Source organism: Plantactinospora solaniradicis (genome assembly GCF_042658085.1).
GTDB lineage: Bacteria > Actinomycetota > Actinomycetes > Mycobacteriales > Micromonosporaceae > Plantactinospora > Plantactinospora solaniradicis.
On the sequence record NZ_JBHSPR010000017.1, the window covers coordinates 1 to 24,882 of the forward strand.

Consider the following 24,882-nt stretch of genomic DNA (forward strand, 5'->3'; position numbering starts at 1 on the left):
ACCCCAACCCCCATAACAACCAGATTATCGATCGTAACACCACAGATTATCGGTCAGCTTACGCAGAGAACCCAGACGGCGTCACCGTTGCGCCCGCCTAACCGGAGGAACAATGACCTTCTCCCCGTTCCGTATCGACGTATCCGACGAGGTACTCGACGACCTGCGGGCAAGATTGGCCCGAACCCGCTTCACGGACCGCAGCGGCGATCAGCCGTGGCAGGCCGGCGCGGACCCCGACTACCTGCGACACCTGGTGTCCTACTGGGTCGACGGGTTCGACTGGCGGGCTCGCGAGGCCGAACTCAACGCGTTGCCGCATTACCAGGCAAAGATCGGCGGCCGGCGCATGCACTTCCTTCGCGTGCCCGGCGCGCGTCCGGCCGGCGCACCCGCACCGCTGCCGCTGATCCTGAGCCACGGCTGGCCCAGCAGCTTCGTGGAGATGCTGCCGCTGGTCGATCGCCTGACCGACCCCGCGAAGTACGGGAACGACCCCGCCGACGCGTTCGACGTGGTGGTTCCCTCGCTGCCGGGCTTCCTCTACTCGGAACTGCCGAAGGGCCCGCTCACCCGAGCTTCGATGGCGCAGACGCTGCACCTGTTGATGACCGACGTGCTTGGCTACCAGCGCTACGGCGCCTTCGGTGGCGATGTCGGCGGCGTGGTCACCGGTTGGCTGGGCGCGCTGTACCCCGAGCAGGTAGCGGGCGTTCACATGATCCACCCACCGTTCCCGGCCAGCTTCGACTCCCACCCGATGTCACCCGCCGAGCAGGCATATCTCGATGCCGAAGCGGCGTACGACGAGTCCGATGGCGGCTACGGCGCCATCATGGGAACCCGGCCGGACACCATCGCCGCAGCCTTGAATGACTCTCCAGCCGGGCTGGCCGCCTGGCTCGTCGACAAGTACCGAGACTGGAGCGACAACCACGGGGACCTGGAAAGCCGCTTCGATCGGGACACCCTGCTCACGATCATCACCCTGTACTGGACCAGCGGCGCCATCGGCTCGTCGTTCCGGCAGTACTTCGACTTCCACCACAACAGCCCACGACCCAACATCACCGTGCCCGCCGCGTTCACGGTGAGCACCGAACCCTCGCATGCCAACTTCCCCCGCGAGATCGCCGAACGCGCCTGCACCGATATCCGGCACTGGAGCGAACCAGGTAGGGGCGGACACTTCATGCCGCTGGAGGAACCGGACCTGCTCGCCGCCGAACTGACGCAATTCTTCACCTCGCTTCGCCCGTACTGATCAGCAAGGGAGCCGGGTTATACCGGCCCGGCTCCCTGCCCGGTTACCACATACATCACTCGAGAAGCTACCTGTGAATGCCGTCCCTTCCACACAGCTGCATACCGCCCTCAACTCGGCACGAGCGGACGCTGGAAGCTGGTCGACGCTCGTGATGGATACTCGCCGAGGGCGACGGAACGTCCTGCCTCCCAGCCGAACCACGACATGCTCCGGCCGCCCGATGCGGGCCGCCGGCTGGCACCGGGTCTTCGTCAAGCCCGCGCCCGGCCGGAGAGCACAGCGTCGGCAGCGGCGTACGCGTCGAGTGGGTCGGACTTGCCCTTGGTCCGGCGTTGTCGCCGGACCGGGCGATCTACCTCGATGACCTGGATCTTGTTGCTGAGTAGGTGCCGGGTCAGGCCGGCGCCGTAGGAGCCGGTGCCCTCCACGCCGACGGCATGCAGGGTGCCGAACGATCGCATCCACTTCAGGAGATCCGCGTGACCGGCCGCGGTGGCCGGAAACTCCGCGTCCGCGAGCCGGCGACCGTTCATGAGAACCACAGCGCCGTGGTGGGGTGTCCTTGTGGGTGTCGACACCGCCGGTGACCCGGCGCCGCGGTTGAGTCGGTGCCGGGCGGACATCTCGGAGGAGGCGGGGATTGGGGCGACGCCGCAGAGCGGGCCAGCGACCGTAGGGCGATCGTGACGGCGGCCGGGGTCGCGGCACCGGCCCGGTCGAGTCGCGAAGCCGGCGGAATCTACCCCACGATCTGGGCGCCGGCCCGGCCCTGCCGGCACGCTGGTCGGGGCCGCGATCGTGCACACCGTGCTCTGACGACTTTTCTTGCGATCGCCGGTAAGAATCGCGCTTCCGCTGTCATTACTGGTCGACGGCTGACCTTCCCCAAGGAGCGGCGCCAGTGACACACCCTTCAGCGCGCGACCGGTTCGCCGCGCTCTTCGGCCAGCATCATTGCCAGGTGTACGCCTACGCGGTGAGCCGGGCCGGGCGCGACCTCGCGGACGACATTGTGAGCGGCACCTTCCTCGTGGCGTGGCGGCGGCTCGACGCCGTCCCCGCCGACCCACTCCCATGGCTGCTTGGCGTGGCGCGCAACGTCGTGCTGCAGTGGCACCGGGACGCGGCCCGCCAGCTCAGCTTGCTGACGCTGGCACCGGCCCCGGCTGCGGTCGAGGGCGACGTCGCGGTGGCGGTGGCGGAACGGGCGGCGACGCTTACGGCCCTTGACGCGCTCGGCGCCGCGGACCGGGAACTTCTCACGCTGGTCGGGTGGCATGGCCTGGCAGCTCGGGAGGCCGCGCAAGTGGTGGGCTGCGCCACGGCCACCTTCCTGGTGCGGCTGCACCGGGCCCGTGAGCGCTTCGAGCACGCTCTCGCCGATCAGTCGGCCGTCGTCGCCCCGTCCCGTTCCGCAGAGGAGGTCCGCAGATGAACCGCCATCATCGCGCGTTGCAGCTGATTGCCGAGGCGCGCCCCGCGCTGCTCGACCACGCGCCCGACCGGCCTGCTCCGGCCTTGCCCGACCAGTCCGCGCCGATGCGGTCCGCCGCCGGGCACGCCAGCCGCCGACTGTTCCTGGCCGGGCTCGTGCCCACGGTCGCCGTCGCCGTGGTCGCCGGGGTGGCCGTCATCGTGTCGACGTCGAACCCGCCGGCCGAGTCGCCGCCCACGGCCCGGTCCAACGCGCCGGCCCAGCCGGTCACGGCCCGGGGCATCCTGCTGGCCGCGGCCGAGAAGACCGCCACCGCCGTCCCGGCGACCGAGGGCTACTGGGTAACCAAGATCGAACTCGACCACGTCTACGACGTCGGTGACTACCACGTCCTCGGGCGCAGCGAGGTGGAGACTTGGTACTCGCTGCGATCCGGCGGGGACGTCGTCTCCGTGGTCCGGTGGCTCGGCGCAGCCCCGGCCACCGACGCCGACAAGGTCGCCTGCCGAGCCGCGGGGTCGCCGACGACGTGGTCCCTGACCGGGCCGGAAGGTAAGCAGAGCGGGGGCCGGGATCTGCCGGCCGCGCCCAGTCCGCGCAAGGTTTCCACCGTGCCCGGCGTCAGCTTCGACATCGGCGGCTCGCTCCTCACGTTCGCCCAGGTCCGGGCGCTGCCCACCGACCCGGACAAGCTCAAGGCCTACCTCGTCAAGCTGGACGACGCTGCGGGCAAGGACGGCAACTGGACTCCGGACGAGATCGCGAAGTGGAGGGTGGAGATGCTTTTCACGCAGTCCTGGACGCTGCTGAGCCAACTGCCGGTGCCCCCAGCGGTGCGCGCCGCGCCCTACCGGATGCTGGCCGGACTGCCGGGGCTGACCGTCACCGAGAACGTCCGGGACGCTAGGAACCGGACCGGGGCCGGGATCAGCTACGCCTACCGCAACGCGGACGGCAGCTCCGTCGAGACTCGGTTGGTCATCGACCCCGACTCGGGGTCGCTGCTCGCGCACGAGCATAAGTCGGACGCGTCACTGCTGCTGGACGCCCGGTTCTCGGACGCCGCGCCGCCCCGGTCCTGACCGACCCTCACCACTCGACTCGCAAGGAGCTTGACCTTGACCAGATCGACCAAATATGTGGCCGGGGTGATCGCCATCGGCGCGGCGCTGGCCCTGGCTGCGGCCGGTAACGGCGAGGCCGGCACGACGACGGCGCCCGCGGCGGCGGAGATCCCCTCGGGGCCGTACACGGTGACTCTGCGGACCGGCGACCAGGTCACGGTCGCCGACCCGGCCGGGAGCACCCTGTCGGTACGGCCCGGCCCCGGCCGCGCCGGCATGCGGTTCGCCGTCGTACGGACCGGCGGCAGCGTGTACGTGCTTCCCCGGGACACGATGGCGCAAGTCCGCGCCGGTGCTGTCGACAAGCGACAGTTCGACGTCGCGAGCCTGGTCCGGGCCCAATACCGGGGCGTTCCGCAGGTCCCGGCCGGCGTCCAGCCCGCCCCAGCGGGCGCGGACGACGAGAGCTACGACCTGACCATCCGCTATCTCGACCGGAACGGCTCGCCCACCCAGGACGCGTTCGCGGTCGTGTCGGGCTGGGATCGCAACGTGGCGGACTGGCCCCCGGTGGACGCCGGCGGGACCTCCACCGTGCGGCTGCCCAAGGGCCGCTACAACCTGGGCGGCTACCTCGGCTCCGGGCCGGACACTGCCCTGCTGGTCCAGCCGGTAGTCGACCTGACCCGGGACCTCACCGTCACCCTGGACGCCCGGGCGGCCGGGCCGGTGGCACTGACCGTGCCCGCGCGGTCCGCCCGGATGGGCTTCCTCGACGCCGGGTTCAGCTTCTATCCGTCGTACCAGTCCTGGCCGGCGGGCATGCTCCTGAGCGGCGACCGCGTGTCGGGCGTACGCATCGGGCAGGTCGGCGCCCCCGCGGCACCCAACGCGATGATCGGCACCGTGGCCGCGCAGTGGGCGAAGCCCGATGGCGCGGACGACTTCACCGACAGCCCCTACCTGTACTCGGTGGCGGAGACGTTCCCCGGCAGCCTGCCGAACGGGTTCACTCGGGACTACCGCGCCGGCGACTTCGGAGCCGTACACCAGCGCTTCGCCGCGACAGCGCCGGGGCAGACCGCGATGCGCACGGTGACCCCGTCCTTCACGCCGCCGATTGCCGGCGTCTCCGCGCTGATCGTCCCGACCACGCTGCCCGGCACGCGGGTGGAGTACCACCAGACCGGCGTGCGCTGGACGGCGGAACTGTCACCGGGCACCCGCGACGACGGCGGTTATTTCGTCGCACAGGGCAAGCTGTACCGGCAGCCGACGGCCTATCAGGCCGGCCGAGCCTACCGGGACCAGTGGAACGCGAGCCCGGCCGGTCCCGCCTTCGGGCAGGAGGGCGAGTCGGCGTGGCAGTGGGCGAGCCGCACCGGCGACGAGATCGACGTGGCCCTCCCTCTTTACGGCGACCGGGCCGGGCACGCCGGGTCGCTCGTGCCGACCGACAGTTCCCGCACCGCGCTGTATCGCGACGGTGATCTAGTCGGCGAGTTCCCCCGGTCCGGGCGCGGATCCTTCACCGTGCCGCCCGAGACCGCCGACTACCGCCTCGAGGTCGCCGACACCCGCAGTGCCGGAGAACTGACCACCCGGCTCAGCGCGGCATGGACGTTCCGCTCGGGTCACGCCGGCGGCGACGGGCCGGTCCGGTTGCCCCTGTCGGCGGTGCGGTTCACCCCGGCCCTGGACGCGGACAACGCCGCGCCGGCGGGCCGCGCCTTCAACCTGCCGGTGACCGTCGAGGGACAGCCCGGCGCACCCCCGGCGCGGACCACCAAGCTGACCGTTGAGATCTCCTACGACGACGGCACGACCTGGTCGAAGGCGTCGCTCCAGGCGGCACCGGCCGGCTGGACCGCCATGGTCCGGCACCCGGCCGGCGCCAGGTTCGCATCGCTCCGGGCCACGGCCGCCGACGCCACCGGGGCCACCGTGACCGAGACGATTCTTCGCGCCTACCGGTTGGCCGCCGGGTAGCGGCGACGGCGTGTGGCGCCGCCGCCGAAGGCGGCCGGGGCGCCACACGCCCGGTCACAGCCCGGCCGTCACCCTCCATCTGACCAACCGCGAGCATCACCCACAGAGCATGGCCACTACGCCCCATCGGCGGGAGACGGCCTGGGCCGTCTCGCCGGAACGGGGAGGGCCGTACCGCTCGGGCGACGGCTGGACCGCCACGGCGGCCGGGCACTCATGAGCGTCGGCTCGATCACCGACGCCGCCCTGGCATGCCCAGTCCGGCCGGCCCGCGCCATTGCCGTTCGACGTGAACAAGATCAACGCACTGTCATGCCGCTCCGCGTGTGCTGGTGTTCATCGCGGCTGGTGACGCACGGTGATGTATGGCTGCCTTACCTGTTCCTGCTTCCGGTCTCGTAGCTGCCGATCAGCTCGTCTTGCGCGCCGCAGCGTCGGCTCTCCTCGGCCGCTACCGTGGCCAGACTCGCATCCATACCGACTCCGACCTGCGAATCTTCCTACGCTGGTGCACCGACCAAGACCTAGACCCGCTGGCTGCGGCACGGGTGGACATCGAGCGGTACGTGCGCTGGCTGCAGGACGTACGCCGGTACCAGCCCTCGACGGTCTCCCGGCGCCTGTCCGTCGTGGTCGGGTTCTATCGGGTCTGCGTCATCGACGCCATCCTGGATCACTCGCCAGCCGACTACGTCCGCCGACCTACGGTGCCGGCCGAATCGCCGACCCTCGGGCTGGTCACCTGCAGTTCGAGGCGTTGATCACCACCGCCCGGCTGTCGACCAACCCAAACGACTTCACCCTGGTCGCGCTTCTGGGCCTGCTCGGCCTACGGATCTTCTAAGCCTGCGGGGCCAGCATCGCCGACCTGGGCGAGGAACACCGCCACCGGGTACTACGCGTGCGCGGCAAGGGCGGCAAGGTCGTGCTCATCCCACTGCCACCCGCGGTCGCCCCAGCCATCGACCGGGCCGTCGACCACCGCGTCACGGGCCGATTCTGCGCAACACCCTCGGCGTGCGGATGGACCGGCACGCCGCCACCCGCCGGCTCAAGCACCTCGCCCACGCCGCCGGAATCCGGATGCCGAGGATGCACCCCCACATTCTGCGCCGCACGTTCGTGACGACCATGCTCGACGCCGGAGTCAGCCTGCGCGACGTGCAGATCGCCGCCCGCCACGCCGACCCGCGAACCACCATGCGCTACGACCGGGCCCGCAAGAACCTCGACCGGCACCCCAACTACATCCTCGCTGCTTACATGGCCTCCGGAACGTAGCGACCCCAGCAAGCGGATCTGCCGAAAGTAGTGCGTCGGTAGCGAACCGACGCCTATGGATGAAGGGCTCGCCTCGCCCAGAGAACAGGGTGAACCGTGGTTGACGGACCCAGTCGGGCATGGTCCACTGTTCCGCGCGTATTCACGGGGGTGCGGTGCAATGCCTGGTATGACGCTTCTGCCCTGGCAGGCGGGTCTCTGGATGGCGGGTTGCCTCGAGCGTCTCGCACCGTACGTGCGAGCGTCCTGCACGCCACGAGCGGCCGCGTTCTATCGAAACAGCGTCGACGCGTACTGGACCGGGCACGGCGAGCTCGCCGCGCCCGACGCGGAGCGGATCGCGGCAGTCGGCGCGAAGCTCCGCGACCTGTACGAGGACAGCATCGAGGCGCAGATCCTCGGAGCTGTCGTCGGGGCGGCCAAAACTACTCGGCAGCCCACCGCCGGACCCATGGAACAGCTTGTCGCGTGGACGGTGGACCTCTGGTCGGAGCTGGGGCCCGAGGACGAGGACTGGGGCGAGCGGGAGGCGCAGGCGCAGCGGGACACCCTGGCGATGACGCAGCAGCGTCCGGCGGAGGCTTCGGCCCACATCCGGATACTCTCCGCCCGGCTCGGTGCCGAATGGGCGGCCGGACTTGCCAACCACGGCCTGCTAAACGCCGACCCGAAGCGACCGGAGATCGTGATACCCCCGCCCGACCTGCCATACCAGGTCGGTGACGTGGTGGCGGTGTCGTGCCCGTGGACCCCCACGGTGACCACGCGCCGCGGCAAATACCACGCGGCGGTGCGCTGGCCGTGGGCCGTGCTCGATCCCGACTCGGCGTACCGGCCGAACGGCAGCTTCGCCTTTCCCGTCGACGAGTCCAGCGAGCCGTGGTGGCCGTACCAGCTGCGTCCGCCGGCGGCCGAGCTCGACGAGGGCGACCGGTGCCTGGTCGGCATACCGCCGATGCGGTGCTACGTGATGCGATCCGACCGATACGACCCGCCAAGGGACGACGGCTTCCTGCCGAGACGCACAGCGAGCATCGCACTGCTGCCAGCCGGCAGCGGCTACGCGGCCGCAGCACACGTGTGGCTGGAGCGTGCCCCGATTGAGATGAAACTGCTGCACCGCCCATACGGTGCGCTGTGCTCCGGTGACGTTGTCGACGACGCGGACGGTCACCGACTGCAATTCGTACCGCCGTTCCTGTTCTACGCCGACGGCCGTCGAGTGCGGCCGGCGTGGCCACTGGCTTTGGTGACACGGGACGGGGTCACGCCACCGCCGGACGCGGTCGACGCCGTCGCCACCGCGACCGCCCTCGGCAGTCATCCCGACGAAATCGAGCGCTGGCTCACCTGCAGCGAGGTGCCGTACACAGCTGCGGTCGCCGAAGAACTCTTCGACGAAACCTGAGCCGTCCACGAGAGCGACCGACGGACGCCGCACTGGTCGACGCGCACCCGACGCCGCCTCCGGTCATCGGGTCAAACGGTCAGACGTCCGCGCGTCGACCGAGATCAGGTGCGGTACCGGTAGGCCGCTGGCGAGGTGCCTGCTCAGGTCCTTTTCCAGCGGCCCCCGGCCCGAACCCGCCGTGCCAGATTGCCCAGCAACGGACTCTCCAGTGACTGCTACGGGAGTACAGTGATGGCGGGCTGCCTACGCCTCCACGCAGGACACCCAGTACCGTTCGGCGCTCGGCATTTCGCCTACCTCCCGGGTTGGTGGTGTCCAGTCACCTGGCCCCTTCGCCCTGCTTCCGGCTCTCCCGGACTCCTTGGCAGGTCGTGACTCCTGCGACTATTACGGGGCCTCCGTCGCCATAGGACTCGCGTCCCGTAGCGATCCCACGTTCGTCCTTGTCGTACGTGTCGAGCGGAACGTAGGCGGCCAACTCATCTCCTTGAATACCCTCACTGGGCATCGCCCGCGCCGCAAGGTGGTCGCTCTGGAAGTCACGCAACTAGAAGGCGTCCGATCGGCCATCCGGAGGTGGCAGCAGCCCATCCCCGGTAAACCCGGGCCTCGACACACCGACGACCTGGCTGACATCGTTGACCTGATGCTGGCCACCGGCGGCCGCATCGGCGAGATCCTGGCGCTGCACTGGGAAGACCTGGACCTCGCTGCCGAACACCCGACACTCACCATCTGCGGCACGATCATCTACCTGAAGGGCAAGGGCTTCTTTCGCCAGAAGTGGACGAGGTCCGACGCCGGTTTCCGGACGGTTGTTCTGCCTCGATTCGCGGTCGGGATGCTGATGACCCGGAAGATCGTCGCCGCCGACAACCCCCATGATGCAATCTTTGCCTCCCGGCGCGGCACCTGGCTGTCCCCGCAGAACGTGCGCCGCCAGTGGCGGCAAGCCCGCGCCGACGCCGGCCTCGAATGGGTCATCCCGCACACCTTCCGCAAGACCGTCGCCACCCTCATCGACAAGGAGGCCGACGCCAAGAGCGCCGCAGCCCAGCTCGGGCACGCCACCGAGCAGGTCACAAACAAGCACTACATCGTTAAGCCCGCCCTCGCCCCGGACGGCTCCGGCATCCTCGAACAGCTCGGCGGTGGCCTGCCGACAACTGAGCCCACGCGCCGCGACCACGACCGACGCCAGACCGGATAGGCGCGCGGAGAAGGCGGCCGGCACCCCCGGCGGGACGGTCATAATCCGATCGCCCCAGGGTGTTATTGGGGGTTTTCGGGGGGCGAATCAAAATCGCATAGATAAACGTCGAGGCCCTGGCTAGCTTTCTGCTGGTCAGGGCCTCATGCTGGTGCCCCCGGCAGGATTCGAACCTGCGACACACGGTTTAGGAATGGAGTACGAATCAGCCCGCCTCCAAGGCCCCTACCTGCGGCGACCAATCGGGTAAGCACTCGGACCTGCAAGATCAGTCCGTACATAGTCCGTGACGGTCGAAGGGCGGTCACGGGACTCGGGCAACGCCGGTGCTGAGCCAACCCCGATGGCGACGACCCCCGTCGGGGGAGAGTGATCAGCCGTAGCGTCGAGTGCGATCGAGTGCCGACCGCGTGGTCAGACCGAGTGGTCGTGCCGTGGCGCACGATCGTCGCCTAGCCGCACGGTAGGGCGTTCGCTGACCTTTTTGCTGACGCCGCGCCTGATAGGAATCCAGTTGATCACGGCTAGCCAGGGAGCGACCGGTGCAGCTCGGCTTCCCAGGCGTCGTCCGGATCACCGCTGAGACGGCGTAGTGAGGCTTGGACCTAGAGTGATCCCCGTGACAGTGCCTGACTACCAGAGTCTGATGTTGCCGGTCCTTCGTGCTGTTGCTGATGGCAACGAGCACCGTCTTGCCGACGTACGAAGGTTGCTGGCCGAACACCTCGGGCTCACTGACGAGGACCTTGCCCTGAGGATCCGGAGCGGAGCCCCGGTCTTCGACAACCGGGTTCATTGGGCAGTGACGTACATGGTCCAAGCGGGCCTGCTTCGTCGGACCAAGCGCGCCGTGGTGGAGTTGACTGAGCGCGGACGGGAGGTGTTGGCCGAAGAGCCGTCGTCGGTGGACAACGTCCTACTCTCCCGCTACCCGGAGTTTCTCGAGTTCAAGATGCGGGCTCGAGAGAGGCAGCAGGACGTTCCCACGGGAGCGGCCACCACGCCAGCACCTCATAGCACCAGCTCGGGAACACCCCGCGAGCAACTGGCCGATGCGGTAGAGGAAGCAAACGCTGCTGTCGCCGCTGAACTACTCAACCGGATCCGTGATCGGGAACCGACGTTCCTGGAGCAGTTGGTGCTCCAGCTACTGACCGCCATGGGATACGGAGGCAGGGCCGGAGCTGCTGAGCACCTCGGCCGAAGCGGCGACCAAGGGTTGGACGGGGTCATAAGGCAGGACGCCTTGGGACTCGACCGAGTCTACGTACAAGCTAAGAGATACGGCGCAGACCACCCGGTCGGCCGGCCCGAGATTCAAGCCTTCGTAGGGGCGTTGCACGGCGCGCAGGCAGACCGAGGTGTTTTCATCACCACGAGCCGCTTTACGGATGACGCACGGGACTACGCAGACCGCGTGCCGGCACGCCTGGTTCTCATCGATGGCCTACGACTTACCGCGCTGATGGTCTTGCACAACGTTGGCGTACAGGACGAACAGACCTTCACTATCAAGAGAGTGGACGAAGACTTCTTCGAACCCGCCTGACCCTTCCGCCAAGCCAGGCTCCCTGTTGCCCGGCGACCGTAGCCTGGTGCACGCCACTCGTTGGCAAGCCGCGCAGCGGCGCGGCAGCCGATCGCCCCTACCCCAGCGCCGGCCGATCACCCTCGCGATCGTCACGGCCTCGCCCGCGGCACGGGTGAGTGCTGACCGTCGTACATCGGCTAGCTGACTTCTGCCAGCACGAACGGGAACTTGGCCTCCGCTCCATCCGGAGCTAGAGCGATGTACTGCCTGGACCGAGGGCCGCCGCGCCGGCCGATGCCGGCCGGAGGCCGCCAGCAGGCCGAGTGCGGCGGCGCCGGCGCCGCGCTTGCGCGGCGCCCTTGATCCAATAGAGAGGTATTCGGCAGTCCGAAGCCACACCGGTCGCCCGGACTCCCACTCCCTCCCGGTGACACCGCCTCTGGGGATTTGAACCCCGTGCACCTCGGGGAGATCGAGACCGACAGGAACCGGGCCTCCCGTGCGGCTGACCTGCGGGAGTGCGGGCGGGCGGCGCGGAGGGCCTCTCGGAGTTCGACGAGCCTGCGGGCCTGGCTGGCGGGCGGGATCGGAGGTTCGAGAGGCGAACACTTGCGGCAACCGGGGAAGATCCACCAGTCTGTGTGCTAGGCGGGTTTGTTCCATGCCCGCACCTCGGTGTATTCCACCGCTCGGGCTGCCGCTGGGCCGTCCCGTGCGGCAGAGCCGCTCATGGAGGTTGCAGGTGACAACACCGACGTCGGCACCCCTGGAAGTCAGAGCGTGGGGAAGGACGGCGGCGGTGAGTCCGCTACGGTACCCGGGCGGCAAGGCCGCACTGGCCAACCTCTTCAATGAGCTTATCGGCCGCCCCGGCACCGAGTCCACACGTTATGTCGAACCCTACGCCGGCGGCGCGGGCGCGGGGATCGTTCTGCTTAAGCAAGATGTGGTGCAGGAACTGGTTATCAATGACATTGATCCAGCGGTCTACTGCTTCTGGCTCGCAGTGACTAGCCAGCCGCAGGAGTTTGCTTCGAAAATCTCCGATACGCCACTGAATGTGGACGAGTGGCGGGCACAAAAACAGATCTACCGCGAGAGCGATGAGTCGGACCCCTTCTCGTTGGGCTTTGCGTTCTTCTATCTCAACCGAACGAATCGCTCTGGCATTCTTCACGCTGGCCCGATCGGGGGCGTTCGCCAAAACGGCAACTACAAGATCGATGCCAGGTTTAATCGCGACCAACTTGCCGAGCGCGTGGCGGCCATCGGAGCGCTCGCCACGCGCATAACTGTGCTTAGCCGCGACGGAATGTCGGTCGTTAAAGAGTTCGTGGGTGATAGCTCGACATTTATATACATCGACCCCCCCTATGTCGAGATGGGCAGCAGCCTCTATCTGAACGCGCTTACCCACCGGGATCATTCTGAACTGGCGGCAGTCCTCGACCAGCACCCCGAAAGGAAGTGGGTGGTGACCTACGATCCGTCAGACCTGATTAGACAGCTCTACCGGAAACACGACGTCAGAGAATTTCAGCTCAGTTACAGCGCCCACCGAACGGGTAAGGCACACGAACTATTCATCGCGTCACGTCCTGTCTCCCGCCATCTACCGCCGGTAAAGCGTGGACCGGCATAAGTGTCGGTTGGCGTCTACTTTCCGACGATCTCGATTAGAATCGGCTTAATGCGGTCCCATGCCTCGTGTACGTCCTTAGCCGTGGCGAACGTGTCGGGTTCATGGTTGCTTGCGTTCAAGGACGCAGTGGTTCCGGCGTACTGGCCCGCATGCATCACGCCCTTCCGGTTCACGGCGTTGATGAGCGAAGTCATGCGTTGATCCTGCTGGTATGCCGCAACGAGTTCGATTATGCAGGCGCCAATTTGCTTACCTGTCAATCGCTTGTTCCGGACGCTTACAAAATGATCTTTGATGGAGCATTCCAGCACGGTCCGCAATAGATCATAGGCGCCATTCGGGAAGTCCCGGACGTCCAGACGCTTCAGCTCCTCGAACCGTCGCCTTAGCCCTGACGAAGAACCCTTGTACTCGAAGCCCTCCATGCTCAGCCTGGATCGTGTCTCACCACGGTTGGGACCACGCAAGCTGGGCTGCCCTGTCGAACCAGGTTGATTACCGCCGCCCGGTGGGCCTACTCCTGGGCCAGTCGGGTTTCCACCGCCAGTCGGTCCTGCTCCAGGACCGGCTTCACCTCTGGGCCTTCCGGGCGCCATGCCGGAGCTATCGGGCTGGTTACCCCCGGCCCTGTTGCTTGACCCTGTCGAGCCTCCACTCCCCCTGTCGGTGGCCTCGCCTCCAGGCGCACCGCCCTCGACGCCGGCTACCAGTTGGAGCAACTGCTCCGCGAAGAGGTCGTGTTCGCGGTTCCTAGCTTTCAGTTCGGGGGACCGGGTATTAAGTGTGAGCGGCGGCTTGGCCCGGAAACGGTTCAGCAAGTAGGTCAAGCCACGGTGTTGCCCTTCCGAAAGCCGTTTAGACGTAAGCAGCCCATCCTTATCGAAGGATATTCCCAGAGCCGCTTGAATTTTTGGCAATTCGTAGGCGTATTCAAACGACGTCATCTTTAGCTGGCTGTTTTTGACGAAGTCCTCAAGACTTGGGTCGTCATACCTCATCTTGCGGATCAGCTCACGCATTTCGCCCATTCGGATAAAGCTTGCGATCACCGACGGGGCCTCGGCAGGATACAGCCTTCGCAGATCGTTGACGGTGACTGTAGGGGACAGTTGCGCATGGTAGAAGACGGCCTGCTGCTCGCGGAGCCATGACTTCTTCGGTTTACCAGTGTGAAGCCGCGCCAATAGCGGCTGAGCTGCCTCGCGGGAGGGTGCGAACATCACCCGCACCGTGGTCGGCGTCTCAGCGTCGGGATATCGACTGAGCAATCGTTCTATCCTTGGCGCGGACTTGCCCACCAGTTCCGGACGATGAATGGCTTTCAGTGCTGTGATTCTTCTATTACCTTCTAGGACGACACACCGCTCGTCTTCTGCCACCACCACGGGTAACTCGTTGTCCAGATAGCCGTCGCGAAGGATGCCGCGAATCAACTCCAGTAGATCTTCGGCCTCAACGAGGTAGTTGGCGATTGCGGATTGATCAAGATCTTCGGCTGGGATTCGCACATTGCGAAGATCAAGATCCAGGTTGGCAAGGTCGCGTTCCTCGATCGGCCACTGCTTAGCCATATCTCTCCACACTTCCTCGGCGAATCGGGGGCTCCGCCGAATAGTCAATGGACAGCTGCCTGTTGCTAAGTACTACATCTCAGTTTGGTTACCGTACTCGATCGATGAAACTGTTACCATCCCGTATGCCGTCGACCCACGCCTCGTGCGAGCGGGCCAGGTTTAGGGCGGCAAGGTGGAGGGTCCTATTGGACGAACGGCCTCGGCCCTGAACCTGGCCTGCTCGGCTTCGCGCCTGGGTCGCCGGTAGGCGGGGTGGTCATCCAACGTCCCGGAGCCTTGGTTCTTCCGCCCGATGCTGCTGATCCTGGCGGCCCGGAGCCTCGTCATGTTCCGCGCCGCCGGCGGGGCTCTACCGCCGACGCCGAGAGCGAAGCGGCACGGCGTCGGCGGCGCATGCGGCCTGCGAAGCGGACCGCCTTGAAGACGTAAGGAAGATCGTCACGATCACTAGGCACAGACCCACGGGCGCTACCGGCGTCTAGCTGACCGCACGTCGAAGGCGCTCTACGGCAACGTTGATGGCTTGTTCGGGACCTGGGCGGTCGGGTCGCCATGCGGCGAGGATGGGGCGAACGGCGTCAACTAGCGTGGAGACAGCCCCATGTGTTTCGGGGTCGGGCAGCCTGTCGAGTGCGGCAAGGGATTCCTGCGTGAGCTGGTACCGGCGGCGGTTGGTGCCATCGTCACGCCAGCTCGGCCGGTGGCGCCACTCCTGCACACGAATGAGGACCTCGGCAGCAGCTGCACGGATGGCGGCTGCGCGCTCCTGGGACGTGGTGTGAGGGTGCGCATCGTGGCCGTCGTCCAGGGGCGTGGCTGCGTCGCGCATGTCCGAATGCTACAGACCTGCATCGGATGGTGATCTCCCCGTCTCGACCCGGCTGAGCCACGGTGGGGGGAGGGCTACGGCTGGGCCGTGTTGGCGGTCCATTCGTGTGCGAGGGTGGAGTAGAGCAGGGAGTCTCGCCATGCGCCGTTGGTGTAGACGTGGTCGCGGAGGTGACCTTCGTACTGCATGCCGAGTCGTTTGGCTACAGCGATGGAGGCGGCGTTTTCGGGGCCGATGGCTGCGGTGATGCGGTGCAGTTGGAGGGTGTTGAAGCCGTAGGTGATGAGGGTGCGGGCGGCGTCGGTGGCGTAGCCGTGGCCCCAGTAGTCGGCGTGGATGGCGTAGCCGAGTTTGGCGGCTTTGACTCCACCGAGGCCGAGCCTGCCGAAGCCGATCATCCGGTCTTCCTTGTTGGTGATGGCTAGGTAGTACTCCATGCGGGGCTCGGCCTGGGCGCGTTGGATGGCGCCTTCGATCATCGCAGCGGCCTGGTCGTGGCTGCGGCTGTCGTAGGACAGCCACCGGGTGACGCGGTCGTCGCCGACGAGGGCCAGGGTGTCGGCTACGTCGTCGGGGCGGAAGTCGCGGAGGTTGACCAGGCTGCCGTTGATGGTGTCGATCGGGTACACGTGTCTGATCCTGGCCTATCGGGGTAGGGCGTTGGCGGGGGTGTGGGTGAAGTGCTCGATCCCGTCGACCAGGTCCCGGGCGTCGGCGGTAAGTCCCGCGCGGGTGACGGCCTGGTGGACGCGGCGGACGGAGTGCACGATGCCGTTGATCCGCTGTTCGGCGGGCAGCTCCAGCACCGGGGTGAGTGCGTCGGTGGCGGCGTCGAGGTCGCGGCCGGCGATCCGGGCGATGGCTAGGTCGGTGTGGGAGCCGGCCTGGTCGCCGAATGCCCATGCGGGGTCGTGGGGGTCGGCGTAGGCGGCGACGGCGCGGGTGGCGTAGTCCTCGGCGGCGGTGGCCTGGTCGGGGAGCCAGGCCAGGGCGTCGGCGGCGTAGTAGAGGGTGCGGGACTGGTTGAAGGTGCAGATGCCGCCCATGGCGTCCAGGTCGTCGGGGCGTACCCGGGTCCATGCCTGTTCGGCCTCGCTGATCGCGGCTTTGGCTTGTTCGGCGTTGCCGAGGGCGGCGTAGGCGCGGGCGGCGTTGGCGGGGAGCCAGACCGCGGTGGTGCCGCCGGCTTCGGTCGCGTGTTCGCGGCCGGCTTCGGCGTAGCGGACGGCTTCGGCGTACCGGCCGGCCCAGTAGGCGACGAGGGATTGCATGCCGCGTAGCCAGGCTTGCAGGCCGGGGTGTCCGGCCTGTTCGGCGCAGAGTACGGCGGTGCGGGTTTGCAGCATCGCGGCGTGAGGGTCGGCCAGGTCGTGCGACACCTTCGCGAGCAGACCGCTCGTGATGCCGGCGACGAAGTGCAGATCCCGGGACTGGTTCGGCGGCTGGCGACGCTCCAGCAGGGTGAACAGGGTGTCCTGCGTTTCGGCGAGGTCGCCGATGAGCTGGTTGACCGGCTGCTGCGGGTAGGCCAGGGCGAGCCGTTGGACGTCTTCGGCGAGTTGTTGGATCGCGGCGGGGGTGGTGGCTTCGGCGGCGAGCATGGCGTACTTGCGAGCACGTTGAGCGGCCATGGCGAGGATCGTCCTTTCCGGACCGGTACCGGGCAGGGCGAGGGGGCCGCGCTGCTCCGGGACACTGGAGGGGTTCTCGGGAGCCCAGGGGCGTTGCAGCTCGTCGACCGGTCGGCCGAACATCGCTTGCAGAGCACGGCGGGTTGCCGGTGTCGAACCGGACAGGTCCCGTTCGCCGCGCGCCAGACGGCCGAGGTGGCGGGCGCTGATCGCCGCGCGAGAGTCGAGCCGGGAGAACTCCTCGGCCAGTTCCTCGTACGTGCGGTCACTCTGCTGAATCAGGTACTCCAGCAGGGTGCGGGGTTCGCGCCGCTCTCGGGCCATCGTGCCGCCTCCCGTTGGTTGGGCTTGTCCCTACGCTGACCCACCCAGGTCCTTGCATCAATACAGGTCCCTCGGGTGTCCGCCCGATGTCCTCCACACATGTCGATACGGTCCTCGAACGGTCCGTGTCGATCAATCCACGATCTGTGTGTGACCGCTCCACACAACGCAACCGATGATTCGAGGCTATCCCGAACCGAGGACGGTTCCGGGGCCTGGCGGGTTCACGTCGTGATCCGGATGCGAGAGCCGGCGTTGCGGTGTCCGACCGCGATCCGGCTCTCGTCCCCGGGCGACGTCGGGGTCGGTCCGACGGTGTGGTGCCGGGGGTGCGGGGGCCACGGCTGGAAGGTGGCCAGTCCTCGCCGTGCGCTGCGTGCTCCGGCTCATCCCGGACGGGTGCAGCGGCGGCGCTGCTTCGACTGCGGCGGTACCGGTGTGAGCGGTTCGTAGGTTCCCGGCGTGGACGGGGAGCCGGCCGGGTGAGATGGGCCCGGGGTGGGTGCTGGGCAGTGACCTGTGTCGTCGACCCGACGGCGGCCGGTCCATAGAACCCGCCCACCTCGGCGCCACCCAAGCGAAGGGACACCTTCCGTGGTGCCGAAGGCAGGAGACCTGGTACGCGTCACCGGCCGGACGTCGGTGCAGTTCGCCGGTACGCGGGCACTGATGTTCCGAGTCCTGGCGGTCGACCCGAAACCGACGTACTACGGCTGGGCGTGGATCGCCGGGTACGTCCTCAACCGGACAGGCGAGGCGGTGGAGCGGCGGAAAATCTTCGTACAACCCGCCGGCCTGGTGCCGGTTCCAAGTCCGAGGCCGTCCCGGCCGGCGGTGTCGGCGCGGCGTCCGGTGGAGAGTCGTCGTGCTTGACGTCCGGGTGCAGCTCGGCGCGGTAATCCGACTAACCGCCGCAGACCGGTTCCGGCCAGAGGCGGGGCCCATCGCGCTGTGGGTGACCGGCGTACGCCTCGCCCTGAACCGGCCCGAACGAGATGAATGGGTCTGGCTCGAAGGCGTCCAGATCATGCACGACGGCCAGTCCGGCAAGTCAACACAGATCCTCGTCCGCGCGTCGTTCCTCGCCCCGCACCGCACCAACCGATAGCCTCCACCTGTTCGGCTCTGGACGGAACAACGTGCACCGCACACTGATCCGACACCTGCACGGATACCTCATCGATGGTCTCCCGGCACCAACTCCCTACAAGACGGTCGACTGTTACGTGCCGCGATATCGGTGATCGGCATGTTGTTTCGGCATCCCCTTGGAAGCCAGCCGCTAAGCGCAGATATTACAGCTCTTGCTTCAAGAGCATCGGGGGAAATTGGTTGCCTGCACCAAAAAATGCCGACCTCTACCACTCTGCACCAAACGCTACATCCCTCTTAAGGTCTAGGAACATTGGCTCGTATGGTCCACTCCGAAGGGCAATCCTGTGGGTTAGTCCATTTGCGGCAGCCTCATCGCGGGTCGCAGCAAAAGCATCTGAAACTGACTTCCCCATGGCAATTCGACCGTAGAAAGCTCTCTCGAAGAAACTCCAGTAGTCCACGAACAAGTTTTCGGTTGCCGCTACTAATGCGAATGCATTCGATCGCCTGAATTCGGTGACAGCCGCAACGGAATTACAAGTCGCTAGTACCACCACCTTGATGGACCCCCGGTCGACCGCATTGAAGAACTCGCTGATTGAAATGCGGACGTTGTTTCTCATAATTATTGTCACTGGATCGACTTGAAGACATTCAAAATGAAGTATGTCATAACCCCTCGCTATGAAGTCCCGCACCTCGACGTCAGAAGTCGGATGGTTGAGTACTCCGGCCGTGAGCATGAATGGCCCCAAGCGATCGTTAAGGGCCCCTGCGTAGCCAGACTCCTCAAGCCCGGCAACTACGCCGACAAGCGCAGCCTTGGGGTGAACTTCCTGGGGCACCACCGCGTGCATCAGTGAGGCGCCGCCAACCTCCACATCAATTGTCGCGAAGGTGATAGCAGTCGGATTCGGATCGTAATGATCAACCGGAAATGCGATCTGAATGCCGATCGGCTCCGGGGTGTCAAATCTGAGCAGGTCGAAAACGACAGACCTGAAATCAGGACTCAAAAAGACGGAGTATTGAGGCTTGGTGGCGCCGTCGGCTCGTTCGATGGTCGTAGAACCGAAAAAACTCGCTCCCGCAGTCTTCGTCCAGCCTTTGGTAAACGTCTGCTGAAGGGCGCTTCCTGCTTCAACCGAAGTGCCGAGTCGAACGCCGTCTCTTGGGGTAATGCGAATCCTGACATTCTTGTGCTTTCCTCGCTCGAACACGAGGGGAATGATAAGGCGCGCCGGCACTTGCGCGCCGGCATACTCGACTCGAAGCCACTCCTCCGCGATCTTGATCAAGATACCCCCTGTTATGACGCGTAGTCACATTCCTCAATACCATCATCAATCATCGCATGGTTTCGCAACTGATGCACTTGTACAAGCGTCCTGTGCGAACGTATGTGATCGATCCGCCACATCGACGGTAATTCGTCCCGCATCCGCTCATCGGCATGAGCGGATGACTTGGTGCCTGCTCAAGGTGCCAAATCACCGCAGACCGAGTTGAGCGGAACATGGAGTCGAGCGTGGGCGGGCACTGTCCCTCTGGAAGAGAGGTCGCCCCTGCCAGCAGCGGTTTGCGACGCTACCTGCCTTTCACCGCCGGCGCCTACCTCGTCGCCTGCCTGGTGCATCCCGATCTGACCTGGTCAGGGCTTCCGGTTTGTGGCGGTGGAGCCGGTAGGTACCGCATCGCATGATCGGCCGATGGGAGCAGGTCTGGTGAACGGCATTAGGCCACCGGAGGGCGATGGACAGGGCGCCAGCAGCACCGATAGCCTCTTGGCAAGATGAGTTGTTGAGTGGGGATGTGGGTACGCGTGCCAATCGAGGTCGCCACGCCGAAGTACGTCGTGATCGTGAACGCGCTGCAAGAGCGGATCGAGAGCGGGGCGTACGCCCTGGGGTCGACGCTGCCCAGCGAGACGGAGCTGATCCGGGAGTTCAAGGCGTCCCGCCCGGTCGTCGTCCGGGCGCTGGACCTGCTGCGGCAGGACGGGTGGATCGAGAGTCGGCAGGGCAAGGGCCGCTTTGTCCTCGGGCGACCGGGACGGGCGGGGCAGCGGAGCCGGGAGCGGGCGTACGCGGCTCTGGACAGTGCCGAGGAGACCGATTCGACGGTGCTCGGCGCCGAGGTGCTACCCGCTCCCCCACGGGCGGCCTCCGCGCTGAACATCGAGCCTGGGACTCCGGTTCTTGCCCGGCGGCGCCTGGTGGTCGTCGACGAGTTAGGACCGGTCGAGCTGGGGACCGTATTCGTGCCCATCGACCTGGCCGACGGTACCGATCTCGGCAAGACCGATCCGCTGTCCGATGGACTGTTGCGCCACATCGCGGCCCGGAAGGCGGTCCGCTTCGACCATGTCACCGAGCGGATCTCCGCCCGGCTGCCGTCGGAGGACGAAGCCTCGCTACTGGGAGTCGATCGCTTCGATCCGATGCTGACCGTCCTGTTGTCCATTTGCGACCGGACCGGGGCGCCGCAACTCGCGGTTGACCTGCTGCTGCCGGCGTCCCGTCACGATCTCGAAGACGTGTACCCGCTCGACTGATCGAACTCCCTCGCTCGATCACTTGACAAGTTAAGTCGCCCGGCCTACCTTTGGAGCAACTTAACAAGTCAACTGGTTGAGTTGCTATCCACTCCTCGACCAGTTCACGAAGGGGAGGCGCTACGTGGTCCCTGGTTCGATCAAGGTCCCGGTCCCGTTCGAGTACGCGTTCCCGGCCGGGGCGCTCTTCCTCGGCGTCGGCCCACAGGTCGACTTCGAGCGGCGGGGCGAGTCGGACGACCAAGCGCGGGACAAGGAAACCGGGGAGCGGGTCTGGGTTGTCCGGGTGATGGACCTGGACCCGGAGGCGGGCAAGTTCGGTCGCTCCACCGAGATCAAGGTGAAGGTCGTCGGCCCGCATCAGCCGGTCCCGCCGGCGTCGGCCGTGCCGGGCTACCCGGCGGCGATCCAGTTCGAGGGTCTGACCATCACGCCGTACGTGGATTCGCAGCGCTGTAAGGCGTCCGGGCAGTGCAGGGCGCGCATGGCGTACTCGGTGCGCGCTACCGGGATCGTCTCGGCCACGGCGAACACCGCTGCTGCCTGACCACCTGTAACGAACGCGCGGGGCGGGCCTTCGTCCGTCCAAAGATTCCGGCCCGTCCCGCGCTTCCCAACCCGATCGACCCCGGCAGCACACCCCGACCGTTGACGACCCGCTGATCGTCGTTGTCGTTGACGAGCTGGCGTCGCTGACCGCGTACATCTCCGACCGGAAGGTCAAGGAACGGATCAAGGACGCGTTGTCCCTGCTGCTGTCGCAGGGCCGTGCGGTCGGGGTGCATGTGGTCGCGGCGTTGCAGGACCCGCGCAAGGACGTGCTGCCGTTCCGGGACCTGTTCCCGACCCGGATCGGGCTTCGGCTCACCGAACCGGAGCAATGTGACCTCGTCCTTGCGGATGGTGCCCGCGACCGGGGAGCCGTCTGTGACCAGATCCCTGAATCGGCGGCTGGCGTCGGCTACGTCGCCCTGGACGGCGTCCGGGAACCGGTCCGGGTCCGCTTCTCCTACCTAACCGACACCGACATCCGCGAACTCGGCAGCAGCTACCGCCGGGCCTGCGACAGCGACCAGCAGACGGAGGTGTCGGCATGACACGAAGCGAACGGGTGGAAGGTCTGCTCCTGGTCGCCATCCTCCTTGTCGTCGGCGGGTTGGCAGGGGCGGCGTCGTTCACCCATGTTCACGACTGGACCATGGCGAACTCGCCGGCCGGTACGGGGAAATGGTTCGGGTGGGCCAACGCCGCGATCTCCGAACTCATCCCCCTCGCCGCGCTCCTCACCATCCGGCGTCGGCGCCGCGCGGGTGGGCCAATCGGCTACCCGATGTTCCTCCTCGTCGCCGCCGTGGCTCTGTCGCTGTCGGCGCAACTGGCGGTGGCCAAGCCGGGCCTGTCCGGATGGTTGCTGTCCGCCGTCCCTGCCCTGGCGTTCCTCGGCCTGTCCAAGCTCGTCCTCAGCACCAAGCCCGCTTCGGCCGCGTCCTCACAGCCGTCCCCGACGGTCGTGCCGGAGTCGACCCCGCCCGCGGCTGAAGACGAAACGCGTCCCCGGCTCGTACCGGCCCAGGTCAGCGATCAGGACGGCCAGGACGGGACCGGAGCCGGTGAGGACGGCGGGGCGGATCGTCAGGACGGCCGGTACGAGCCGCAGGACGACGGCCAGGCGCCGAGTGTCGATCTGGTGCGGCTCGCCCGACAATGCGCGACCGAGCATCGGGCCGCGACTGGCAGGGCGATCACCCGCGACGAACTCCGGGCGGCGCTGCGGGTCGCCAATGGGACTGCTTCGGAACTACTGCGGCTGATCCGCGAACCGGACCGCCAGCGCTCGTCCCCGTGCCGGCGGCGGCGTTTGCGAGCCGTAACGGCGCGACGGTCGGTCAGGGGGCACCGTCATGATCTTTCAAGGGGTGTTCCTCGGGGTGCGGCGGCCGGACCAGTGGGAGGCGTCGGGCTTCGCTGGCGCCGAACTCGGCGAAGTTCCGGCGGCCGTCGAGCAGACTCAGGCCGCGATTGGCGCCGCCACGTACCTGGCCGGCGTCGTGCTCGTCCTGCCCGTCGTCCTCCCAGAAGCAGACGGGGCAAATCTCATATTCGCCGCGCGAGTCGAGCGTCAGGTATCCGCAACATGGGCAGGGGTGTGGCCCCTCCTCGGGCGGGCGCCGCACGTTATAGAAAATTCCTTGATCGGCCGTCACATCGACCAGCCTGTCATGGACCGGCGCGGGCAGGGCCAACGATGAGGCGACCCGAACCCGTTCCGGCTGCCCTCGTCACGATGGAACCGCGTCCGGGGTCCCGCGCGGACCGGATGCGCAAGCCACTGGCCAAGGACGCGCTGCGACAGCTTGCCGAGCAGCATGGCGTCTGCGTTCGCCCCCTAGCGTTGCGGCGTACCGACACGGAAAACGGGGTGACCGAGGTCGTCGAGGTGCCCGGCGGGGCGACCCTGGCGGCCAAGTGCAAGCCCTGCGCTGAACGCGGACGGCGGTTGCGGATTCAGCAGATCCGGGAGGGCTGGCACCTCGCCGACGAACCCGTGATCCGGCCCGAGCACCCGAGCGAGGACGTTCTCTCCCTAGTCCGGGTGCGGGCGCACATGGAGTTCGAACGGGAAGCACTCCAGTACCAACCGATGCACCCCGACGAGCGGGCCGCCCAAGTCGCCGACCTCGACGCCGGTATCACGGAGCTGGATGAGGCCCTGGGGGAAACAGACCTGCGGGGGCACCTCACCCCCCGCGAGCGGACCGACCGGCCACGCCGGAAACGGTCCACGAAACGGCGGCAGGACTCGCCCAACCTGCCCCGGCTGCCCGTCGACCCGCGCACCGTCGGCCGGGCCTACAGCGGCCGTGCCGGGAAGACGTACCGGCCTTCGATGCTGGTAACGCTCACCCTCGACTCGCACGGCCCGGTGCACTCCCACTTCCGACGGGGCGCCTACACCGCCCCCTGCGAGTGCGGCCAGCGCCACGGTCCACACGATGACGTGCTCGGTACCCCGGTCGACCCGACCAGCTACGACTACCGGCGGGCGGCCCTGGACGCGATCCACTTCGCCCGGGTCCTGGACCGATGGTGGCAGAACGTCCGCCGCGCCGCCGGCTGGAACGTCCAATACGCCGGAGCCGTCGAACTCCAACGCCGACTCGCCCCACACGCGCACTTCGCCATCCGGGGCACCCTCCCCAGGCGGCTCCTCAAGCAGATCGCCGCCGCGACCTACCACCAGGTCTGGTGGCCAGCCTTCAACGAACCGACCTACACCGTCGACAAGCCACCGGTCTGGGACGTCGAGCAACAGGTGTACGTCGACCCCAAGACGCGGAAGCCGCTGACCCCGTGGGCGTACGCGCTCGACGAACTGGAGGAACCCGACTCCCGACCGGCGTACGTCGCCCGACTCGGCCGGATTGACGCGCGCGGGATCGAGCAGGGCACCCGTGACGCCGAACGGTCGATCCGGTACGTGACCAAGTACGTCACCAAGGACCTGACCGACCAAGCCAAAGCCAGGTCCGACCCGCAGAAGGCGCACTTCGACCGGCTCCACGCCGAACTCTCCATACTGCCCTGCTCCCCGACCTGCGCCAACTGGCTCCTGTACGGCGTCCAGCCCGACGGGGTAAAGGCGGGCTTGACCCCCGGCCGGTGTACCGGGAAGGTCCACCAACGCTCCACGCTCGGCTTCACCGGCCGCCGCGTCCTCGTCTCTCGGCAATGGTCCGGCAAGACCCTGGCCGACCACCGCGCCGATAACCGCGCATGGATCCGCGCCGTCCTCGCCGGAGGCATGGCCGACACCGACCCGGACGGCCAGGGCGACGAGCACGACCAGGCGGCGGCCGACAACCCGCAGCGGTACCGGTTCGAACTCGCCCGCCCCGAAGACCCCGACGTGCTGCCGCTGGAACACCGGATCCTGCGCGCCGTCTCCGCCCGCATCCGGTGGCGAACAGACCTCGACGCGGCCCGACAACGGGCGGCCCACGGTCTTTCGGCAACCGCGCCAACCCTCTCCCCCGCAGCCTGATCC

At 67.1% G+C, this 24,882-nt stretch carries 21 protein-coding genes and 2 pseudogenes; 16 read left to right on the top strand and 7 right to left on the bottom strand.

The annotated features are described in order from the left end of the window. Nucleotides 1–112: 112 nt before the first annotated feature. Complete coding sequence (locus tag ACFP2T_RS19645) at nt 113–1,264, top strand: epoxide hydrolase family protein (protein WP_377423876.1); 1,152 nt, start codon at nt 113–115, stop codon at nt 1,262–1,264. 254 nt (nt 1,265–1,518) lie between these two features. On the opposite strand, the gene ACFP2T_RS19650 is transcribed toward ACFP2T_RS19645, so the two are convergent. Continuing rightward, nucleotides 1,519–1,890: an IS110 family transposase gene (locus ACFP2T_RS19650; protein WP_465264267.1), complete on the bottom strand. Its 372-nt coding sequence runs from the start codon at nt 1,888–1,890 to the stop codon at nt 1,519–1,521. 278 nt (nt 1,891–2,168) lie between these two features. On the opposite strand from ACFP2T_RS19650, the gene ACFP2T_RS19655 reads away from it, so the two are divergent. The 9 genes and pseudogenes from ACFP2T_RS19655 (at nt 2,169) to ACFP2T_RS19695 (ending at nt 12,830) form a co-directional block, all read left to right on the top strand. Beyond that, on the top strand, nt 2,169–2,702 hold the full coding sequence (locus ACFP2T_RS19655) for an RNA polymerase sigma factor (RefSeq protein ID WP_377423881.1): 534 nt from the start codon (nt 2,169–2,171) through the stop codon (nt 2,700–2,702). Beyond that, nucleotides 2,699–3,784, top strand: coding sequence for a CU044_5270 family protein (locus ACFP2T_RS19660; protein ID WP_377423883.1), 1,086 nt, complete (start codon nt 2,699–2,701; stop codon nt 3,782–3,784). Before ACFP2T_RS19655 ends, ACFP2T_RS19660 begins: the two co-directional genes overlap by 4 nt. Nucleotides 3,785–3,820: 36 nt before the next feature. After that, nucleotides 3,821–5,755, top strand: a complete 1,935-nt coding sequence (locus ACFP2T_RS19665; protein WP_377423884.1) for a hypothetical protein — start codon at nt 3,821–3,823, stop codon at nt 5,753–5,755. 566 nt (nt 5,756–6,321) lie between these two features. Continuing rightward, on the top strand, nt 6,322–6,516 hold the full coding sequence (locus ACFP2T_RS19670; RefSeq protein ID WP_377423886.1) for a hypothetical protein: 195 nt from the start codon (nt 6,322–6,324) through the stop codon (nt 6,514–6,516). Nucleotides 6,517–6,754: 238 nt separating this feature from the next. Continuing rightward, entirely contained in the window at nt 6,755–7,036 is a 282-nt protein-coding gene (locus ACFP2T_RS19675; protein ID WP_377424495.1) for a tyrosine-type recombinase/integrase, read from the top strand. A gap of 169 nt (nt 7,037–7,205) precedes the next feature. Further along, nucleotides 7,206–8,444 carry a hypothetical protein gene (locus ACFP2T_RS19680; protein WP_377423888.1) on the top strand — a complete coding sequence of 413 codons (1,239 nt, stop codon included), beginning with the start codon at nt 7,206–7,208 and terminating at the stop codon, nt 8,442–8,444. Nucleotides 8,445–8,958: 514 nt separating this feature from the next. Next, nucleotides 8,959–9,657 (top strand): annotated as a pseudogene (locus ACFP2T_RS19685) (tyrosine-type recombinase/integrase); the annotation flags it as partial. Between the two features lie 619 nt (nt 9,658–10,276). After that, nucleotides 10,277–11,206, top strand: a complete 930-nt coding sequence (locus ACFP2T_RS19690) for a restriction endonuclease (protein WP_377423890.1) — start codon at nt 10,277–10,279, stop codon at nt 11,204–11,206. Between the two features lie 724 nt (nt 11,207–11,930). Then, nucleotides 11,931–12,830 (top strand): DNA adenine methylase, encoded by a 900-nt coding sequence (locus tag ACFP2T_RS19695; protein ID WP_377423893.1) that lies wholly within the window; start codon nt 11,931–11,933, stop codon nt 12,828–12,830. Nucleotides 12,831–12,844: 14 nt separating this feature from the next. On the opposite strand, the gene ACFP2T_RS19700 is transcribed toward ACFP2T_RS19695, so the two are convergent. The 3 genes from ACFP2T_RS19700 to ACFP2T_RS19710 all read right to left on the bottom strand — a co-directional run bounded on the left by ACFP2T_RS19700 (nt 12,845) and on the right by ACFP2T_RS19710 (nt 17,188). Continuing rightward, nucleotides 12,845–14,401, bottom strand: coding sequence for a hypothetical protein (locus ACFP2T_RS19700; protein ID WP_377423895.1), 1,557 nt, complete (start codon nt 14,399–14,401; stop codon nt 12,845–12,847). A 906-nt stretch (nt 14,402–15,307) separates the two neighbouring features. After that, nucleotides 15,308–15,862, bottom strand: coding sequence for a GNAT family N-acetyltransferase (locus ACFP2T_RS19705; protein WP_377423897.1), 555 nt, complete (start codon nt 15,860–15,862; stop codon nt 15,308–15,310). Nucleotides 15,863–15,877: 15 nt separating this feature from the next. Next, complete coding sequence (locus tag ACFP2T_RS19710) at nt 15,878–17,188, bottom strand: hypothetical protein (RefSeq protein WP_377423900.1); 1,311 nt, start codon at nt 17,186–17,188, stop codon at nt 15,878–15,880. A 594-nt stretch (nt 17,189–17,782) separates the two neighbouring features. Here ACFP2T_RS19710 and ACFP2T_RS19715 point away from each other — a divergent pair. Together ACFP2T_RS19715 and ACFP2T_RS19720 are read left to right on the top strand one after the other, a co-directional pair. Continuing rightward, nucleotides 17,783–18,061 carry a hypothetical protein gene (locus ACFP2T_RS19715; RefSeq protein WP_377423903.1) on the top strand — a complete coding sequence of 93 codons (279 nt, stop codon included), beginning with the start codon at nt 17,783–17,785 and terminating at the stop codon, nt 18,059–18,061. Continuing rightward, nucleotides 18,054–18,296 carry a hypothetical protein gene (locus ACFP2T_RS19720; RefSeq protein ID WP_377423905.1) on the top strand — a complete coding sequence of 81 codons (243 nt, stop codon included), beginning with the start codon at nt 18,054–18,056 and terminating at the stop codon, nt 18,294–18,296. The genes ACFP2T_RS19715 and ACFP2T_RS19720 overlap by 8 nt, the downstream gene beginning before the upstream one ends. A 250-nt stretch (nt 18,297–18,546) precedes the next feature. Here ACFP2T_RS19720 and ACFP2T_RS19725 read toward each other — a convergent pair whose 3' ends face one another. Then, nucleotides 18,547–19,581 carry a hypothetical protein gene (locus ACFP2T_RS19725; RefSeq protein WP_377423907.1) on the bottom strand — a complete coding sequence of 345 codons (1,035 nt, stop codon included), beginning with the start codon at nt 19,579–19,581 and terminating at the stop codon, nt 18,547–18,549. Nucleotides 19,582–20,105: 524 nt separating this feature from the next. Between ACFP2T_RS19725 and ACFP2T_RS19730 the strand changes: the two genes are divergently transcribed. The 3 genes and pseudogenes from ACFP2T_RS19730 to ACFP2T_RS19740 all read left to right on the top strand — a co-directional run. After that, complete coding sequence (locus ACFP2T_RS19730) at nt 20,106–20,837, top strand: GntR family transcriptional regulator (protein ID WP_377423910.1); 732 nt, start codon at nt 20,106–20,108, stop codon at nt 20,835–20,837. Between the two features lie 124 nt (nt 20,838–20,961). Continuing rightward, nucleotides 20,962–21,384 (top strand): hypothetical protein, encoded by a 423-nt coding sequence (locus ACFP2T_RS19735; protein ID WP_377423912.1) that lies wholly within the window; start codon nt 20,962–20,964, stop codon nt 21,382–21,384. Between the two features lie 82 nt (nt 21,385–21,466). Continuing rightward, a pseudogene (locus tag ACFP2T_RS19740) lies at nt 21,467–21,934 on the top strand (FtsK/SpoIIIE domain-containing protein); the annotation flags it as partial. A gap of 392 nt (nt 21,935–22,326) precedes the next feature. Here the strand turns inward: ACFP2T_RS19740 and ACFP2T_RS19745 are convergent. Together ACFP2T_RS19745 and ACFP2T_RS19750 are read right to left on the bottom strand one after the other, a co-directional pair. Then, nucleotides 22,327–22,557: a hypothetical protein gene (locus ACFP2T_RS19745; protein WP_377423914.1), complete on the bottom strand. Its 231-nt coding sequence runs from the start codon at nt 22,555–22,557 to the stop codon at nt 22,327–22,329. 166 nt (nt 22,558–22,723) lie between these two features. Then, nucleotides 22,724–23,080, bottom strand: a complete 357-nt coding sequence (locus tag ACFP2T_RS19750) for a CPCC family cysteine-rich protein (protein ID WP_377423916.1) — start codon at nt 23,078–23,080, stop codon at nt 22,724–22,726. A gap of 41 nt (nt 23,081–23,121) precedes the next feature. On the opposite strand from ACFP2T_RS19750, the gene ACFP2T_RS19755 reads away from it, so the two are divergent. Further along, nucleotides 23,122–24,879: a replication initiator gene (locus ACFP2T_RS19755; protein ID WP_377423919.1), complete on the top strand. Its 1,758-nt coding sequence runs from the start codon at nt 23,122–23,124 to the stop codon at nt 24,877–24,879. Nucleotides 24,880–24,882 lie beyond the last annotated feature (3 nt).

Excerpts from the sequence above, each read along its gene's own strand:
- ACFP2T_RS19745 (WP_377423914.1), bottom strand. The coding sequence starts at position 22,557 with ATGCTCGGTCGCGCATTGTCGGGCGAGCCGCACCAGATCGACACTCGG.
- ACFP2T_RS19710 (WP_377423900.1), bottom strand. The coding sequence starts at position 17,188 with ATGGCCCGAGAGCGGCGCGAACCCCGCACCCTGCTGGAGTACCTGATT.
- ACFP2T_RS19700 (WP_377423895.1), bottom strand. The coding sequence starts at position 14,401 with ATGGCTAAGCAGTGGCCGATCGAGGAACGCGACCTTGCCAACCTGGAT.
- ACFP2T_RS19650 (WP_465264267.1), bottom strand. The coding sequence starts at position 1,890 with ATGTCCGCCCGGCACCGACTCAACCGCGGCGCCGGGTCACCGGCGGTG.
- ACFP2T_RS19645 (WP_377423876.1), top strand. The coding sequence starts at position 113 with ATGACCTTCTCCCCGTTCCGTATCGACGTATCCGACGAGGTACTCGAC.
- ACFP2T_RS19755 (WP_377423919.1), top strand. The coding sequence starts at position 23,122 with ATGGAACCGCGTCCGGGGTCCCGCGCGGACCGGATGCGCAAGCCACTG.
- ACFP2T_RS19680 (WP_377423888.1), top strand. The coding sequence starts at position 7,206 with ATGACGCTTCTGCCCTGGCAGGCGGGTCTCTGGATGGCGGGTTGCCTC.
- ACFP2T_RS19660 (WP_377423883.1), top strand. The coding sequence starts at position 2,699 with ATGAACCGCCATCATCGCGCGTTGCAGCTGATTGCCGAGGCGCGCCCC.